The organism is Ensifer adhaerens (assembly GCF_001270265.1).
GTDB classification, from domain to species: Bacteria; Pseudomonadota; Alphaproteobacteria; order Rhizobiales; family Rhizobiaceae; genus Ensifer; species Ensifer adhaerens_B.
In genome coordinates, this window is sequence record NZ_LGAP01000029.1 from 52,031 (window position 1) to 69,229 (window position 17,199).

The following is a 17,199-nucleotide window of genomic DNA, read 5'->3' on the forward strand; positions in this document are numbered from 1 at the left end:
CGTTCACAGCGAAGCCGAGCCGATTTCACATCGACCGATGCGGGCACCCGCCAAAGGAGCAGAAAAGCTAGAATCCGGGCCTTGATCTGGCGGTGTCGGCATGCACCGATGGCGCTTCCGCAAAACCCCGCCTGAAAGCTTGCCCCCATGCCCGGTCCCATTCTCGATGCCGTCGAAACCGATCAGATCCTGCCCGCGAAAGCCGATGTCGTCATCGTCGGCGGCGGCATCATCGGTGTCAGCACCGCGTTGTTTCTCGCAGAACGCGGTATTGATGTCGTGCTCTGCGAAAAGGGCGTGCCCGGAGCCGAACAGTCGAGCCGCAACTGGGGTTGGGTGCGTGTCATGGGGCGTGACGAGCGCGAGATCCCACTGGCAATCGAGGCGCTGAAGATCTGGGACACGCTCGATGCCCGTATCGGCGGCGAGACCGGCTTCCGCCGCAGCGGTATCCTCTACATCTCGGAAAACAACAACGATATCGCCAACCGGGACGCGTGGCTGGCCATGGCGAGACCCTATGGTGTCGACAGCCGGCAAATCGGACCCGACGAAGCCGGGGCGCTGATGGCAGGCGCCGGCATCCGCTACAAGGGAGCGTTGCACACGCCAAACGACGGCAGGGCCGAACCGCAAAAGGCGGTACCGGCCATCGTTGCCGGAGCCAGGCGCGCTGGCGCACGTATTTTATCGGGTTGCGCTGTGCGCGGCATCGAGAAGAAAGCGGGGCGCATCAGCGCCGTGATCACCGAGAAGGGCCGGATCGAAACGTCGAGCGTGGTCGTGGCCGGCGGTGCCTGGTCGCGCCTCTTCCTCAAGGGGCTCGGCATCCGGCTGCCGCAACTGAAAGTGCGCAACACCGTGCTGAGGACCAGTGCGGTGGCGGGCGGCCCCGAGGGGGCGGGCGCAACCGGCACCTACGCCTATCGCAAGCGCCTCGACGGCGGCTACACGATTGCCGATGGCGGCGCCAACCTGCATCCGGTGGTGCCGGACAGCTTCGCCTTCTTCCGCGATTTCCAGCCGGCGCGGAAGGCCGAGGGTGACTCTGTTCAGGTCGGCCTCAGCGCCCAGAGCTGGCGCGAACTCTTCGAGATCGGCACTGTCCCGCTCGATCGCAAAGGAGCTTTCGAGCGGCACCGGGTGCTGGATCCGCAGCCCGATCAGCACTCGGCATTGCGCGCGCTCGATGAAGCCAGGAAGGCGCTGCCATCCCTTCGCGACGCTCGGGTGCAACAGGTCTGGGCGGGCCTGATCGACGTCACGCCCGACGCCGTTCCGGTGATTTCGACGGTCGAAGGCCTGCCCGGGCTGGTGGTGGCAACAGGATTTTCCGGCCATGGCTTCGGTATCGGTCCGGGTGCAGGGCATCTGGTCGCCGACCTCGTCACCGGTCAAAGGCCGATCGTCGATCCCACCCCTTTTCGCCTGTCTCGCTTCTCTGATGGCACGCCGATCACCATCGCCCCGCCGGTTTGAGCACCCGAACCGGAAGGGGTCGCGCAAGAAAATTACGCGGGGGATGATCCGAAATCGCAGCGACGCCAGCCGCTGCCATGCCCGTTGCAGGAATCTGTCTTTCTTCGAGTGCAAGCATGCCGAGCCACCGAAAGGCCTTCATAAGCCCCTGAACTCGTGGCAGTCTGTGTGCATTCCCGTCGGGAGAACGGGGCTGAGGAGGAAGGCGTGACGATCCGGGGCGAAGGAGCCTGCGGGTTGTAGCGCTCACTTTTGCCATCAGGCGACATCCGTTTTCCCTATGCTGACTGGTGCGCGCTGCGCACTCCGGAGGGAGGCCGGAAACCGCATGAGCGATCCTGATCGACTTAGCCTGCATGTCCCCGAACCGGCCGTCCGGCCGGGTGGCGAGCCGGATTTTTCCAACGTCAAGATCCCGAAAGCCGGATCTGTTCCGCGCCCCGACATCGATGTCGCCCCGGAAGAGATCCGCGATCTCGCCTATTCGATCATCCGCGTGCTCAACCGCGACGGCGAGGCGGTCGGCCCCTGGGCCGGGCTGTTGTCGGACGACGAGCTGCTCGCCGGCCTCAGGCATATGATGATGCTGCGCGCCTTCGATGCGCGCATGGTCATGGCGCAGCGGCAGGGCAAGACCTCGTTCTATATGCAGCATCTGGGCGAAGAGGCCGTCAGCTGCGCCTTCCGCAAGGCGCTGAACAAAGGCGACATGAACTTCCCGACCTACCGTCAGGCAGGCCTGCTGATCGCCGACGAATATCCGATGGTCGAGATGATGAATCAGATCTTCTCGAACGAGAGCGACCCGCTGCGCGGCCGCCAACTGCCGATCATGTACTCCTCCAAGGAGCATGGCTTCTTCACCATCTCGGGCAACCTCGCCACCCAATATGTCCAGGCCGTCGGCTGGGCCATGGCCTCGGCGATCAAGAACGACACCAAGATCGCGGCCGCCTGGATCGGCGACGGCTCGACGGCGGAATCGGACTTCCATTCAGCACTTGTCTTCGCCTCCACCTACAAGGCGCCTGTCATCCTCAACATCGTCAACAATCAGTGGGCGATCTCTACCTTCCAGGGCATCGCCCGCGGCGGCTCCGGCACCTTTGCCGCCCGCGGCCTCGGCTTCGGCATTCCGGCGCTGCGGGTCGATGGCAACGACTATCTCGCCGTCTATGCGGTCGCCAAATGGGCGGCCGAGCGCGCCCGCCGCAATCTCGGCCCGACGCTGATCGAATACGTCACCTATCGGGTCGGCGCCCATTCCACCTCCGACGATCCGAGTGCTTACCGGCCGAAGACGGAATCGGAGGCCTGGCCGCTCGGCGACCCGGTCCTCAGGCTGAAGAAGCACCTGATCCTGCGCGGCGCCTGGTCGGAAGAGCGCCATACCCAGGCGGAAGCCGAAATCGTCGACGCGGTGATCCAGGCACAGAAACAGGCCGAAGGCCACGGCACCTTGCATGCCGGCGGCAAGCCGTCGGTGCGCGACATCTTCGAAGGCGTCTATGCCGAGATGCCGCCGCATATTCGCCGCCAGCGCCAGAAGGCAGGATACTGATATGGCCAGAATGACAATGATCGAGGCCGTGCGCAGCGCCATGGATGTTTCCATGGGGCGCGACGACAATGTCGTCGTCTTCGGCGAGGATGTGGGCTATTTCGGTGGCGTCTTCCGCTGCACGCAAGGGCTTCAGGCGAAATACGGTAAGACTCGCTGCTTCGACGCACCGATCAGCGAAAGCGGCATCGTCGGCACGGCGATCGGCATGGCGGCCTACGGGCTGAAACCCTGCGTCGAGATCCAGTTCGCCGACTACATGTACCCCGCCTATGACCAGATCACCCAGGAAGCCGCCCGCATCCGCTATCGCTCCAACGGCGACTTCACCTGCCCGATCGTGTTGCGCATGCCGACCGGTGGCGGCATCTTCGGTGGCCAGACGCACAGCCAGAGCCCGGAAGCACTGTTCACCCATGTCTGCGGCCTCAAGGTCGTCGTGCCTTCCAACCCCTATGACGCCAAGGGTTTGCTGATCGCCTCGATCGAAGACCCCGATCCGGTGATGTTCCTGGAGCCGAAGCGGCTCTACAACGGCCCGTTCGACGGCCATCACGACCGGCCCGTCATTCCCTGGTCGAAGCACGATCTCGGCGAGGTGCCGGAGGGCCATTACACGATCCCGATCGGCAAGGCGGAAGTGCGCCGCAAGGGTTCGGCCGTCACCGTCGTCGCCTATGGCACCATGGTGCATGTGGCGCTGGCAGCCGCGGAAGAAACCGGCATCGACGCCGAGGTGATCGACCTTCGCAGCCTGCTGCCGCTCGATCTCGACGCCATCGTTCAGTCGATCGAAAAGACCGGCCGCTGCGTCGTCGTGCATGAGGCGACGCTGACGTCGGGCTTCGGCGGCGAAATCGCCTCCCTCGTCCAGGAGCATTGCTTCTATCATCTCGAAGCCCCGGTCGTGCGCGTCGCCGGCTGGGACACGCCCTACCCGCATGCCCAGGAGTGGGATTATTTCCCCGGCCCGGCGCGCGTCGGACGCGCGCTCGTCGAAGTGATGGAGGCCTGAGCATGGGCGAATTCGTAATCAAGATGCCGGATGTCGGCGAAGGCGTGGCCGAGGCCGAACTTGTCGAATGGCATGTGAAACCCGGCGACCCCGTGCGCGAGGACATGATCCTGGCGGCCGTCATGACCGACAAGGCGACGGTCGAAATCCCCTCGCCGGTCAACGGCACGGTGCTCTGGCTCGGCGCCGAGATCGGTGACACGGTCGCAGTCAAGGCGCCGCTCGTGCGCATCGAAATCGCAGGCGAAGGCGCCGGGACGCCGGCAGCCGAAGAGAAGCCAACGGCCAAGGTGGAAGAGAAACCGGCGCCGAAAGCCGAGATCCCGGCCGTAGCGCCGAGCCAACCGGCAAAGGTCGAAGCAAAGACAGCGGAACCGGCCAAAAGCGGGGTGCATGTGGCTCCCGAGCGCCAGGAGAAGGCATTGGCCTCGCCCGCCGTGCGCTTGCGCGCCCGGGAAAGCGGTGTCGACCTGCGCCAGGTGGCCGGCACAGGGCCTGCCGGGCGCATCACCCATGACGACCTCGACCAGTTTCTCGCCCGCGGCGCGCAACCGGCCGTAGTCCCTGCCGGGCTTGTGCGCAAGACCGCGATCGACGAGATCAAGGTGACCGGCCTTCGCCGCCGCATCGCCGAAAAAATGACGCTGTCGACCTCGCGCATTCCCCACATCACCTATGTGGAGGAGGTCGACATGACCGCGCTGGAAGACCTGCGCACCATGATGAACCGCGACCGCAAGCCGGATCAGCCGAAGCTGACGATCCTGCCCTATCTCATGCGCGCGCTTGTCAAGGCAATCGCCGATCTGCCGGGCGTCAACTCCACCTTCGACGACGGCGCCGGCATCATCAGCCGTCACCACGCCGTCCATATCGGCATCGCCACGCAGACGCCGGCGGGCCTGACCGTGCCGGTCGTCCGCCATGCCGAAGCGCGCGGCATCTGGGATTGCGCCGTCGAGCTCAACCGGTTGGCGGAAGCAGCCCGCACCGGCACCGCAACGCGCGACGAACTCACCGGCTCGACCATCACCATTTCCTCGCTCGGGGCACTCGGCGGCATCGTCTCGACCCCTGTTATCAATCACCCCGAGGTCGCCATCGTCGGCGTCAACAAACTGGCGGTTCGCCCGGTCTGGGACGGTGCGCAATTCGTGCCGCGCAAGATCATGAACCTGTCGTCAAGCTTCGATCATCGCGTCATCGACGGCTGGGATGCGGCCACCTTCGTGCAGCGGCTGAAGACACTGCTCGAAACGCCAGCGCTGATTTTCGTGGAGGCATGAGGCGATCATGAAGGAAATCTCCTGCAAGCTGCTCGTCATCGGCTCCGGCCCCGGCGGTTACATCTGCGCCATCCGCGCCGGCCAGCTCGGCGTCGACACCGTCATCGTCGAGAAGGCGAAGGCCGGCGGAACCTGCCTCAATGTCGGCTGCATTCCGTCGAAGGCCCTCATCCACGCCGCCGACGAATTCCATAAGCTGCGCGCAGCCGCCTCGGGCCGCAGCCCGCTCGGCCTGTCGCTTGCCAATCCGACGATCGATCTCGCCCGCACCGTCGCCTGGAAGGACGGCATCGTCGGCCGGCTGAACGGCGGCGTCACCGGCCTCCTGAAGAAGGCGGGCGTCAAGGCTGTCATCGGCGTCGCCCGTTTCGTCGACGGCAAGACGGTCGATGTCGAGACCGAGACCGGCCTGCAGCGCATTCGCGCCGAAGCGATCGTCATCGCCACCGGCTCGGCGCCGGTCGAGCTGGCCGACATGCCCTTCGGCGGCTCGATCATTTCATCGACCGAGGCGCTGTCGCTGAAAAGCGTTCCCGCCAGCGTCGCCGTCATCGGCGGCGGTTATATCGGACTGGAGCTCGGCACCGCCTTTGCCAAGCTCGGCGCCCATGTCACCGTGCTCGAGGCGCTGACGCGCATCCTGCCGCAATATGACGCCGACCTGTCGAAGCCGATCGCCAAGCGCCTTGGCGAACTCGGCATCGAGGTGTTCACCCAGACGATCGCCAAAGGGCTCTCCGCCGACGGCAAGAGCCTGCTCGCCGAGCACAACGGCCGCCCGATCGAGGTGCCGGCCGAGAAGGTTCTGGTCACGGTCGGCCGCCGGCCGGTGACCGACGGCTTCGGGCTTGAGGAAATCGACCTCGACCGCGCCGGCAAGTTCATCCGCATCGACGACCAGTGCCGCACCTCGATGCGCGGCATCTATGCGATCGGCGACGTGACCGGCGAGCCGATGCTGGCGCACCGCGCGATGGCGCAAGGGGAGATGGTCGCGGAGATCGTCGCCGGCAATAAGCGCGCCTGGGACAAGCGCTGCATTCCCGCCGTCTGCTTCACCGACCCGGAAATCGTAACCGCCGGGCTATCGCCGGACGAAGCCCGTGCCAGCGGCATCGAGATCAAGATCGGCCAGTTTCCGTTCCAGGCCAATGGCCGCGCCATGACGACGCTGTCGGAGGACGGCTTCGTGCGCGTCGTCGCGCGCGCCGACAACCATCTGGTCCTCGGCATCCAGGCCGTCGGCCACGGAGTGTCGGAGCTTTCGGCCAGCTTCGGCCTTGCGATCGAGATGGGCGCGCGCCTGGAAGACATTGCCGGCACGATCCACGCCCATCCGACGCAGTCGGAAGCGTTCCAGGAAGCAGCCCTCAAGGGCTTGGGTCACGCGCTGCATATTTAGCGACGCCTGATCCCACGGCATTTGCTGGCGAGAAAAGCCCCTCACCCGGCCTCCCGGCCACCTTCTCCCCGCATGCGGGGAGAAGGAAACCCGCGGCACCCGCTCATCTGCGCTGCAACCGCTTTAGATTCCCGCCGTTCGCCAACAGTAGCCATCGAGAGCAGCGTGCGTTTGCCACGTCCCCTCTCCCCGCGAGCGGGGAGAGGGCTAGGGTGAGGGGCATCTTCGCCAAGGTTCGATAAGTTACCCCCCGACCAATCGCCGCATTGCAGCAACCTAGCCGTCCCTCGTTACTGCAACAGCTCCAGCCCGACGGCCGTCGCCTCGCCGCCGCCGATGCAGAGCGAGGCGATGCCGCGTTTGACGCCCTCGGCGCGCATCGCATGCAGAAGCGTCACGATGATCCGGGCGCCGGAGGCGCCGATTGGATGGCCCAGCGCGCAGGCGCCGCCGTGGATGTTGACGATGTCGTCGGAAAGGCCGAGGTCACGGACAGCGGCCATGGCGACGACGGCGAAGGCTTCGTTGATCTCATAGAGGCCGACGCTGTTCTTCTCCCAATCGAGCTTGGCCAGCAGCTTCTCGATGGCGCCGATCGGTGCGGTGGTGAACCAGGCCGGCTCCTGGGCATGGCCGGCATGGCCGGCAACGATCGCGAGTGGCGTCAGCCCGCGCTTCTCCGCCTCGCTTGCGCGCATCAGGATGAGCGCCGCCGCACCGTCGGAGATCGAGGAGGAGTTGGCGGCCGTCACGCTGCCGTTCTCGCGGAAGGCCGGCCTCAGCTTCGGGATTTTTGCCGGGTCCGCCTTTCCAGGCTGCTCGTCGCGATCGAGCGTCACCGTCTGCCGCTTGCCGGCGCCGTTGATGGCAACCGTCTCCTCAGCAAACGCGCCATCCTGCAATGCCTTCACAGCGCGGTCCAGCGAGCGCAGGGCAAAAGCATCCTGATCGTCGCGGGAGAATTGATAATGCTCGGCGGTGTCTTCGGCATAGGTGCCCATCAGCCGACCGGAATAGGCATCCTCAAGGCCGTCGAGGAACATGTGATCCTTGACTTCGCCATGGCCGAGGCGAAAGCCGCCGCGCGCCTTGGGCAGCAGGTAGGGCGCATTGGTCATGGATTCCATGCCGCCGACCGCAAGCGCCGTGGCGCCGCCGGAAAGCAAGGTATCGTGGCCGAGCATCAGCGCCTTCATGCCCGAGCCGCAGACCTTCGAAATCGTGGTCGAGGGCGTTTCCATGCCGAGGCCGGCGCCGAGTGCCGCCTGGCGTGCCGGGTTCTGGCCGACGCCCGCGGGCAGCACATTGCCCATCAGCACTTCGTCGACCGCATCGAGGCCGGCGCGCTCCAGCGCCGCCTTCAGCGCAATGGCGCCGATCTCGGGCGCTGTCAAATCCTTGAGGCCGCCTTGAAAGGCGCCCATCGGTGTGCGTGCCGCCGAAACGATGACGACCGGGTCAAGCTTGTCCATGTCTTCCTCCTGCACCGCCTCTCTCGCGGTTGGAAGCGACTATAGCGCAGCGATTGTGCAGTGCAACGCGACTTGTTGGCGCCGGTGATCAACGTTGGTTGCGGCGCTCCATCGCCGGGACGAAGCCCGGCAATGGCAGGTCAAGCTGACGGCCGACAATCAGCCCATGCGCTCGGAAGCGTAGCTGCCGGGGCTCGCCGGGAAGACGACGACGCGGTTGCCGTTGATGAAGCAGCGATGGTGGATATGGGCGTGAACGGCACGCGCCAGCACCTGGCTTTCGACGTCGCGGCCGATCGAAACGTAATCCTCGGCGCTCTGGGCATGGGTGATGCGGGCGATGTCCTGCTCGATGATCGGACCTTCGTCGAGATCCTCGGTGACGTAGTGCGCGGTTGCGCCGATCAGCTTCACGCCGCGCTCATAGGCTTGCTTGTAGGGGTTGGCGCCCTTGAACGATGGCAGGAAGGAGTGGTGGATGTTGATGATCCGGCCGGACATCTTCTTGCAGAGCTGGTCGGAGAGAACCTGCATGTAGCGGGCGAGCACGACCAGATCGGCATCCGTCTGCTCGACGATCTCCAACATGCGCGCTTCGGCCTGCGGCTTGTTCTCCTTGGTCACCTTGATGTGGTGGAAGGGGATGTCGTGGTTGACGACCACCTTCTGGTAATCGAAGTGGTTGGAGATGACGCCGACGATATCGATCGGCAGGGCGCCGATCTTCCAGCGGTAGAGCAGGTCGTTGAGGCAGTGGCCGAAACGCGACACCATCAGCACCACCTTCATGCGCTCTTCGCTGTCGCGGATCTCGCAGGTCATGTCGAAGCGCTTGACGACAGGCGCAAAGCCTTCCTTCAGTTCCTCCAGCTTTGCGCCTTCCTGGCTGATGAAGGTCAGGCGCATGAAGAACAGGCCGGTCTGCAGGTCGTCGAACTGCGAACTGTCGGTGATGTAACAGCCTTTTTCGGCGAGATAGCCGGTAATGGCAGCAACGATGCCGCGGGTGGACTTGCAGGTGACGGTCAGCACATAGCTTTTCATCGGTATCTGTCTCTCGCTCCAGAGGTTTTCCGGCCCCCCTTATACGGCCAGTCACCGTGAAAACTAGCGCGGCCTTCGATCGCCCGTCGATCCATTCGCGACATCGGCTGGACTTAACCGGCCAGACCATGCCGACGCCGGTTCGGAAAAATGGGCGGTGCGCCTAGCGCGGCGTCCGGTCGGGATGCGCGCGGGCAAAGGCGTCGATCTCCGCGCAGCGCTGGTCGATGGCGACAAGTCTCGGGCAGGCGGAAAGATCGACGTCCCAGCGGCGGGCATTGTAGACCTGCGGCACCAGGCAGAAATCGGCCATGCCGGGGCTGTCGCCGTGGCAGAAGCGGCCGGTTGACGGGTGGTCGAGCAGGCGCTCGAAGGCTGCCAACCCCTCGCCGATGAACTTGCGCATCCAGTCGCGGCGCGCGGCCTCGCCGTCTGCAGCGTTGGCCATCACGAAGGACACGACGCCGAGATTGCAGACGGGGTGAATGTCCATGGCGATGGCATAGGACAGCGCGCGCACGCGCTGCCGTCCAATCGCATCATCAGGCAGGAACCCCGCCTTTTCCCGCGTTTCCGCCAGATATTCGATGATGGCGAGCGATTGCGTGAACCGCTCGCCATCGATGTCGAGAACGGGCAGAAGCCCCTGCGGATTGCGATCCAGATGCTCGGCCTGGCGATGGGCCTTGGCAAGCAAGTCCACCGGCACCGAGCGATAGGCCTCGCCGAGGCTGTTCAGCGCAATACGGACACGGTAGCTCGCCGACGACCGCCAATAGTCAAAAAGTACGGTCTCGTTCACGCCCTGCTCCCTCATCCCGCTTGCGCCTCAAGCTTAGGCCTTTTCGTAAGGCCCGACCGACTGCTCGATCGCGCCGAAGATCGAATGGCCCGCCTTGTCCTTCATCTCGATACGCACGATGTCGCCGAAGCGCAGGAAGTGCGTCTTGGGCGCGCCGCCGACGATCGTCTCGATCATGCGCAGCTCGGCAATGCAGGAATAGCCGGCGCCACCTTCGGAGACCGGCTTTCCGGGGCCGCCGTCGAGCTTGTTGGAGACGGTGCCCGAGCCGATGATCGTGCCAGCTGCAAGCGGCCTCGTCTTGGCCGCATGCGCGATCAGCTGGCCGAAATCGAAGGTCATGTCGACGCCGGCATCGGCGCGGCCGAAAGGCTTGCCGTTGAGATCGACATGCAGCGGCAGATGCAGCTTGCCGCCATCCCATGCGTCGCCCAATTCGTCCGGCGTGACGGCGACCGGCGAGAAGGCCGATGACGGCTTCGACTGGTAGAAGCCGAACCCCTTGGCGAGCTCGGCCGGGATGAGACCACGCAGCGACACGTCGTTGACAAGCATCACCAGGCGGATGGCGGCACGTGCCTCCTCGATCGAAGCGCCCATCGCCACGTCGTCAACGACGACGGCGATTTCGCCCTCCATATCGACGCCCCAGCTTTCGTCCGCCATCAAAATCGGATCGCGCGGCGCAATGAAGCTGTCGGAGCCGCCCTGATAGATCAGTGGATCGGTCCAGAAGCTTGCCGGCATCTCGGCGTTGCGGGCCTTTCGCACCAGCTCGACGTGATTGACGTAGGCAGAACCGTCCGCCCATTGATAGGCGCGCGGCAGCGGCGAAAGCGCGTCGTGTTCGTGGAAGCGGATCGTCGGCTGCGCCCCGGTCTCGATGCCTTCGGCAACACGCTCAAGCCGCGGGCCGGCATGGGCCCAGTCGTCGAGTGCGGCCTGCAGCGTCCGGGCAATGTGCCCTACCTCCGAGCAGCGGGTGAGATCGCGGGAGACGACCGCGAGTTTTCCGTCACGCGAGCCATCCTTGAGTGTCGCCAGTTTCATGCAATCCTCCCTCTACGCAGACGATTCGTCCGCAAGTTCCACAACAAGGCCGTCGGACGCGATCGTCAAGGCACCAGCCCAGCTTTTGCGCGTGGCCGCGGTCCAATGAGCCTCTGTGATTTCCGGATCGTCGGCCGGAATGAGATGATGCAGGACCAGCCGCCCGACGCCGGCGGCCGTGGCAATCGCGCCGGCTTCTTCGGCAAAGCTGTGGCTCGCAAGCAGGTGTTCCCTCAGCCGGGCACCATTGCCGGTGCGCGCCACCAGGCGGTCAACGCCCTCTGCCAGCATCGCCTCATGCACGAGAATGTCGGCACCTCCAGCAAAATCGGCGAGCGGCGGGAAATAGGCAGTGTCGGCCGAAAACACCACGCTCGCCTCCGCATGGTCGAACCGCAGCGCGAAACAATCGGTCACCGGCGGATGATCGACGCGCAGCGCGGATACGGTCAGGCCGTTTTCGGACAGAACTTCGCCCTCGCCAAATTCGACGATATCGACGAGTTCACGCAGATCGGGCCGGCCCTCGTCGATGATGCGGATATCGATGTCGAATTTCATCGCCTGCAGAAAACCGTGCCAGTAGTCGCGTGTCCCCGGCGGGCCGAAGACGCGCACAACGGTGGCAAGACCCGCGGTCCAGGCCGTGTGGATCAGCGGCCCGAGCTCGAGCACGTGATCGGAATGCAGATGGGTGATGAAGACCAGATCCAACGCCTTGAGGCTGACGCCGGCGTCGGTGAGCCCCCGGGTGACACCGAGGCCGGCGTCGACGACGATCGGGCGACCACCGATCTGAAGCAGGGACGAGGTCGGCGAAGGGCCGCCCGGACGGATTGCCGGACCACCCTTGCTGCCGAGCAGAACCAAGCGTGCTCTCAAGACCAATCGCCTTCCGGCGTGCCGTTGAAGCGCTTTTTCAGATCGGTCCAGCAGTCGATATAGTTGTCCTGCAACGTCTCCAGTTCGGCGGCGAAGCGGGTTAGCTGCTGTGGGAAGCGGGTCTCGAACATGAAGGCCATCGTATGGTCGAGCTTCACCGGTTTCAACTCGCTGTTTGTCGCCTTGTCGTAGCCGGACGCATCCGGCCCGTGGGCCAGCATCATATTGTGCAGGCTCATGCCGCCAGGCACGAAGCCTTCCTCCTTGGCGTCATAACGGCCATAGATCAGACCCATGAATTCGCTCATGATGTTACGGTGATACCAGGGCGGCCGGAAGGTGTGCTCGGCCACGAGCCAGCGTGGCGGGAAGATGACGAAGTCGACATTCGCCGTTCCCTCCTCGCCCGACGGCGCGGTGAGCACGGTAAAGATCGACGGGTCGGGATGATCAAACAGGATCGCGCCGACCGGCGAAAACGTCCTGAGATCGTATTTGTAGGGCGCGTAATTGCCATGCCAGGCGATAACGTCGAGCGGCGAATGGCCGATCTCGGTCACGTGGAAGGCGCCGCACCACTTCACATGCACGCGGCAGGGCGTTTCCTTTTCTTCATAGGCCGCAACCGGCGTCTTGAAGTCGCGCGGATTGGCAAGGCAGTTGGCGCCGATCGGCCCGCGGTCGGGCAGCGTGAACTTGGCGCCGTAGTTTTCGCAGATATAGCCGCGCCAGACCTTTTCGTCGCCGAGCCTCGTCACCTTGAACATGGTGCCGCGCGGCACCAGGCAGATTTCGGAGGGCTCGACATCCATCTTGCCGAGTTCGGTAAAGACCTGGATGGCGCCGCATTCCGGCACGATCAGCAGCTCGCCGTCTGCATTGAAGAAGTAGTCGTCGACCATATCGGCATTGAAGGCATAGGCATGAGCGGCCATGCCGCCCTGCGTCAGCGCGTCGCCCGCCGTCGTCATCGTGCGGATGCCTTCGAGGAAGTTGAGCTTTTCCGACGGCTCCGGCAGCGGTCCCCAGCGCAGTTGCCCGAGCGCCAGCGAATGATCGGCCACATGCGGCGCGGTCTTCCAGTGCGGATAGTCGATCTTCTGGAAGCGCCCGGTGTGGCGCACGCTCGGGCGAATGCGGTAGAGCCAGGAGCGCTCGTTGGTGCCGCGCGGCGCGGTGAACGGCGAACCGGAGAGCTGTTCGGCATAGAGGCCGTAGGCGCATTTTTGCGGGCTGTTCTGGCCCTGCGGCAAGGCGCCGGCCAAGCTTTCGGTCTCGAAATCGTTGCCGAATCCCGGCATGTAATCAAGCGCTTGATCAGCGGTCGACCCGGCGCCCGCGTTCTTTTGTGCCTTGTCCAACATGGCTCGAACCTCCTCCTCAGGTGCCTGCCCCACCGACGATCACGGCTGATCCCGGAAAGCCACGGCACGTTCAATGCGTTTGGGCGCCGCCTGTGCCCGGGTGGACGATGGCGCGCTCCCGGCCTATTAGTTGCAATCGTAACTATCGATTTTGTAACTATCAAGGATGGCACAGATGGCGGCCGAAGGCTTCGAGCTCAACGCGTTCCTGCCCTATAGACTGAACCGCGCCGCCGAGTTCGTCGCCGTGCGCTTCGCTGCCGAGTACAAGGCGCGCTACCAGCTGACGCGCCCGGAGTGGCGCACGCTGGCGGCCCTTGGAAGCTCGGCTCGCGCCATGACGGCAACGGAAGTCGGCACCCATTCGGCCATGCACAAGACCAAGGTCAGCCGCGCTGTCTCGGCGTTGGAGGAGCGGCGCTGGCTGAAGCGCAGCGAGGACGCAGACGACCGCCGGCTGGAGCATCTGGAGCTGACGAAGGCCGGCCGGCTCGCCTATGGCGAACTCACGGACCTCGCGAGCGCCTACCAGGCGCAACTGGACGAACTGATCGGCGTCGGCGGCTTGAAGGCGCTATGCGCCGGCCTTGAAGCGATCGAGCGGGCGATCGACAGGGCCGAGGAGCGACATCCCCGCAAGTAAGGCTTATACCAACCTGCGCTGATATTGACCTCTTGCGCCGGAGCGATTTTGGTTTCCGGCAAGGAGATAACCGGAGCCGGACCAAACGGTCCGGTGAGGATTATCGACGCCGTCCGGAGGCCAAAAGCGCCCGGCCCTTCGGGTGGGCCGTCTGTCGGCCACCGACAGCGTCGCAATCCTCGACCGATGCTACTGCATAATTCCTTAAATCGGATCCGATTTAAGGATAAAATTATGCAGCAAGTTTAAAGCGTTACAGCGTCCTTTGCGCGTCAGATTTGACGCGCGGCGCTGTAAGGCATCGCTCCGCGGTATGCTCCTCTCCGGATGCCCGCACACGGTCCCACGCAACCGGTCAATATCAGCGCAGGTTGGTATTAGCCCTTCATGCGTTCCGGGATCGGCACGCCCTCGAAACTCTTCAAGGTCTCGAGCACGATCGACGTCTTCACATGCTGCACGCTGTCATGCGGCAGCAGCACATCGTTGACGAAGCGCGAAAGGCCGGCAAGGTCGGGTGTCACCACCCGCAGATGATAGTCCATTTCGCCGGTCAGCGCGTAGGCCTCCAAGACTTCGGGCAGGCCCGAGATCAGCTTGCCGAAGCGCTTGGCGTTGTCGCGGTTGTGGGTGGCGAGCGTCACCGAAATCACCACCATCAGGTCGAGCCCGAGCTTCTGCCGGTCGATCTGCGCCTGATAGCCTGTAATGAAGCCCTCCGCCTCCAGGCGAGTGCGGCGGCGCGAGCATTGCGAGGGCGAAAGCGCGATGCGCTCCGATAGCTCATTATTGGTAAGATGCCCGTCACGCTGCAGTTCGCTGAGGATCTTGAGATCAAACCCGTCAAGCTGCTCCATTCATGCATCCTTATACAACATTTCGCACGTTTCGTGCGGCATCTCGCCCGGAACGCGCAAGAATACAAGCATCATGCATCGGATTTGCGTCATACTCCAGCAAAGTTTGGAGGCCAGAGAAATCTGGAGAACTTATAAGAGGAGACTTCCGATGGGCCCGTTCCCACATGACGCCCCGCCCGCAACGATCACGGCGGATAATCCGGCCGGTACGGATGGCTTCGAATTCGTCGAATTCGCCCATCCGGAACCGGAGAAGCTTGCCGAGCTCTTCACCCGCATGGGCTACAGCCCTGTCGCGAGGCATAAGAGCAAAAACATCACCGTTTGGCGACAGGGCGACATCAATTACATCCTGAATGCCGAGCCGGGCTCGCATGCCATGCGCTTCGTCGACGAGCATGGCCCCTGCGCCCCGTCGATGGCCTGGCGCGTCGTCGATGCCAAGCATGCCTTCGATCACGCGGTCTCAAAGGGCGCGATCCCCTATACCGGCACCGACAAGTGTCTCGATGTTCCGGCGATCGGCGGCATCGGCGGATCGCTGCTCTATTTCGTCGAGACCTACGGCGCCAAGGGCTCGGCCTATGAGGCCGAATTCGAATGGACCGGCGAACGCAATCCGAAGCCGGCAGGCGTCGGCTTCTATTATCTCGACCACTTGACGCACAACGTCTATCGCGGCAACATGGACAAGTGGTGGGCCTTCTACCGCGAACTGTTCAACTTCACCCAGATTCATTTCTTCGACATCGACGGCCGCATCACCGGCCTCGTCAGCCGCGCGATCACCTCGCCCTGCGGCAAGATCCGCATCCCGTTGAACGAGTCCAAGGACGACACCAGCCAGATCGAGGAATATCTGCGCAAGTACAAGGGCGAAGGCATCCAGCACATCGCCGTCGGCACCGAAGGCATCTACGACGCCACCGACAAGCTGGCGGACAATGGCCTGAAGTTCATGCCCGGCCCGCCGGAAACCTATTACGACATGTCGCACGACCGCGTGCACGGCCATGACGAACCGATCGACCGGATGAAGAAGCACGGCATCCTGATCGACGGCGAAGGCGTGGTGAACGGCGGCATGACGAAGATCCTGCTGCAGATCTTCTCCAAGACGGTGATCGGACCGATCTTCTTCGAGTTCATCCAGCGCAAGGGTGACGAAGGTTTCGGCGAGGGCAATTTCCGCGCCCTGTTCGAATCGATCGAAGCCGACCAGATCCGCCGCGGCGAACTCGGGCCGCAGGCGGCCGAGTAATAAAGGACAGCGCCGCGGCCCTTTTTCCGGTGCCGCCAAGCTCAAACTTCAAAAAAAAGCCTCTCGCCCACTGGCGAGGGGCTTTTTGGTTCCGGCACTGTCGCCGCACTCAGTTCGAGGCGTCGTTGACCACGCGCCAGTTCGGCCGACCGAGACCATGCGGCCATTCATGCACGTCCCGATCGTTGAAATAGACGACCTCGACCAGATCAGGGAAATCCGGGTCGGGCTGCGTCGCCGTGTCGATCCAGGGCTGCATGTAGGGCCTGCCGCCCTCCCAGCCGAGCTCGGCGACCCAGATCGGCTTGTTGTATTTGGCGACAAGATCATAGCCGGGTTTCAGGGCCTGCTTGAAGGTGCGCGGCCCGCCGTATTCGATGGCGTCGAACGGTTCGAGACCGAACACCGAAAGACCGACGAGATCGACATAGTCGTCGCCCGGATAGTATTCACCAAGGTTCGGCAACCCCTTCGGCGACCACATCAGCTGCACGTTCGGCACTCGTTTGCGCACGATATCCATCGCGTGCTTATAAGCCTTGACGTAGTCCTGCGGCGCCCATCCAGCCCAGGAGAACCGTCCGGACGTGTCTTCCATTTCCTGTCCCCAGCGCACGATGACCGGGCTCTTCAGCTCGGCAAGCATGCTGGCGATCGCTTCCATGTTGGCGTCGTAGTCGCCCCTGAGCGTCCGGTCGCGCAGCTGTGCCGGCGTCAGCTTCCAGTCGAGCGACCAAGACCAGGGCTCGATGGTGACCAGCAGCTTGCGCTTGCGCTGAAGCGCGTAGGCGTCGGCGATCCGCAGTGATTCCAGATCCACGTCTTCCCATGGCAGAAACAGGGCCTCTGTCGATACATCGGTCTGGCCGCCGAAATCGCCGTGCGGATCATAGGCACCGAACCGCGTTCCGCCGGGATGGATGACGGGGCGCTTGTCGGCCATTGTCTGTGTCTGACCTGCATTACCATTGGCGGCAAGATCGGCCTTCTCCTGTGCCAACGCGGATACGAGACCTGCGCCGGAACCCAGATGAAGGGCAAGCACAGTGCATAGTGCGAATGCCAATTTGCGTTTCAT

14 protein-coding genes and 2 pseudogenes are annotated in these 17,199 nt (G+C 63.8%); 8 read left to right on the plus strand and 8 right to left on the minus strand.

The genetic code is table 11. The features are described from left to right. Window positions 1–147 precede the first annotated feature (147 nt). The 6 genes and pseudogenes from AC244_RS28160 to lpdA all read left to right on the plus strand — a co-directional run bounded on the left by AC244_RS28160 (window position 148) and on the right by lpdA (window position 6,743). On the plus strand, window positions 148–1,479 hold the full coding sequence (locus AC244_RS28160) for an NAD(P)/FAD-dependent oxidoreductase (RefSeq protein WP_053252131.1): 1,332 nt from the start codon (window positions 148–150) through the stop codon (window positions 1,477–1,479). A 328-nt stretch (window positions 1,480–1,807) separates the two neighbouring features. Further along, entirely contained in the window at window positions 1,808–3,040 is a 1,233-nt protein-coding gene (locus tag AC244_RS28165) for a 3-methyl-2-oxobutanoate dehydrogenase (2-methylpropanoyl-transferring) subunit alpha (protein ID WP_053252132.1), read from the plus strand. 1 nt (window position 3,041) lies between these two features. Beyond that, complete coding sequence (locus AC244_RS28170) at window positions 3,042–4,055, plus strand: alpha-ketoacid dehydrogenase subunit beta (RefSeq protein ID WP_053252133.1); 1,014 nt, start codon at window positions 3,042–3,044, stop codon at window positions 4,053–4,055. A 2-nt stretch (window positions 4,056–4,057) separates the two neighbouring features. Continuing rightward, window positions 4,058–4,322 (plus strand): annotated as a pseudogene (locus AC244_RS38935) (biotin/lipoyl-containing protein); the annotation flags it as partial. 59 nt (window positions 4,323–4,381) lie between these two features. Next, window positions 4,382–5,341, plus strand: a pseudogene (locus AC244_RS28175) (dihydrolipoamide acetyltransferase family protein); the annotation flags it as partial. 7 nt (window positions 5,342–5,348) lie between these two features. Further along, entirely contained in the window at window positions 5,349–6,743 is a 1,395-nt protein-coding gene (gene lpdA / locus AC244_RS28180; protein ID WP_053252135.1) for a dihydrolipoyl dehydrogenase, read from the plus strand. 290 nt (window positions 6,744–7,033) lie between these two features. On the opposite strand, the gene AC244_RS28185 is transcribed toward lpdA, so the two are convergent. The 6 genes from AC244_RS28185 to hmgA all read right to left on the minus strand — a co-directional run bounded on the left by AC244_RS28185 (window position 7,034) and on the right by hmgA (window position 13,357). Beyond that, window positions 7,034–8,215 (minus strand): acetyl-CoA C-acyltransferase, encoded by a 1,182-nt coding sequence (locus AC244_RS28185; RefSeq protein ID WP_053252136.1) that lies wholly within the window; start codon window positions 8,213–8,215, stop codon window positions 7,034–7,036. Between the two features lie 159 nt (window positions 8,216–8,374). Next, on the minus strand, window positions 8,375–9,259 hold the full coding sequence (purU, locus tag AC244_RS28190; RefSeq protein ID WP_053252137.1) for a formyltetrahydrofolate deformylase: 885 nt from the start codon (window positions 9,257–9,259) through the stop codon (window positions 8,375–8,377). 163 nt (window positions 9,260–9,422) lie between these two features. Continuing rightward, complete coding sequence (gene maiA, locus AC244_RS28195; RefSeq protein ID WP_053252138.1) at window positions 9,423–10,076, minus strand: maleylacetoacetate isomerase; 654 nt, start codon at window positions 10,074–10,076, stop codon at window positions 9,423–9,425. An 18-nt stretch (window positions 10,077–10,094) separates the two neighbouring features. Then, window positions 10,095–11,111 (minus strand): fumarylacetoacetate hydrolase family protein, encoded by a 1,017-nt coding sequence (locus AC244_RS28200; protein ID WP_053252139.1) that lies wholly within the window; start codon window positions 11,109–11,111, stop codon window positions 10,095–10,097. Window positions 11,112–11,123: 12 nt separating this feature from the next. Then, window positions 11,124–11,993: an MBL fold metallo-hydrolase gene (locus AC244_RS28205; RefSeq protein ID WP_152976137.1), complete on the minus strand. Its 870-nt coding sequence runs from the start codon at window positions 11,991–11,993 to the stop codon at window positions 11,124–11,126. Beyond that, a complete protein-coding gene (gene hmgA / locus AC244_RS28210) occupies window positions 11,990–13,357 on the minus strand; it encodes a homogentisate 1,2-dioxygenase (RefSeq protein ID WP_053252141.1) in 1,368 nt (455 codons plus the stop codon). Before hmgA ends, AC244_RS28205 begins: the two co-directional genes overlap by 4 nt. A gap of 175 nt (window positions 13,358–13,532) precedes the next feature. On the opposite strand from hmgA, the gene AC244_RS28215 reads away from it, so the two are divergent. Then, window positions 13,533–14,000, plus strand: coding sequence for a MarR family winged helix-turn-helix transcriptional regulator (locus AC244_RS28215; RefSeq protein WP_053252142.1), 468 nt, complete (start codon window positions 13,533–13,535; stop codon window positions 13,998–14,000). Between the two features lie 377 nt (window positions 14,001–14,377). On the opposite strand, the gene AC244_RS28220 is transcribed toward AC244_RS28215, so the two are convergent. Beyond that, window positions 14,378–14,857 carry an Lrp/AsnC family transcriptional regulator gene (locus tag AC244_RS28220; RefSeq protein ID WP_053252143.1) on the minus strand — a complete coding sequence of 160 codons (480 nt, stop codon included), beginning with the start codon at window positions 14,855–14,857 and terminating at the stop codon, window positions 14,378–14,380. A gap of 151 nt (window positions 14,858–15,008) precedes the next feature. Between AC244_RS28220 and hppD the strand changes: the two genes are divergently transcribed. Further along, window positions 15,009–16,121, plus strand: a complete 1,113-nt coding sequence (gene hppD, locus AC244_RS28225) for a 4-hydroxyphenylpyruvate dioxygenase (RefSeq protein WP_053252144.1) — start codon at window positions 15,009–15,011, stop codon at window positions 16,119–16,121. A gap of 109 nt (window positions 16,122–16,230) precedes the next feature. Here the strand turns inward: hppD and AC244_RS28230 are convergent, their stop codons facing one another. Then, window positions 16,231–17,199 (minus strand): glycoside hydrolase family 26 protein, encoded by a 969-nt coding sequence (locus tag AC244_RS28230; RefSeq protein WP_053252145.1) that lies wholly within the window; start codon window positions 17,197–17,199, stop codon window positions 16,231–16,233.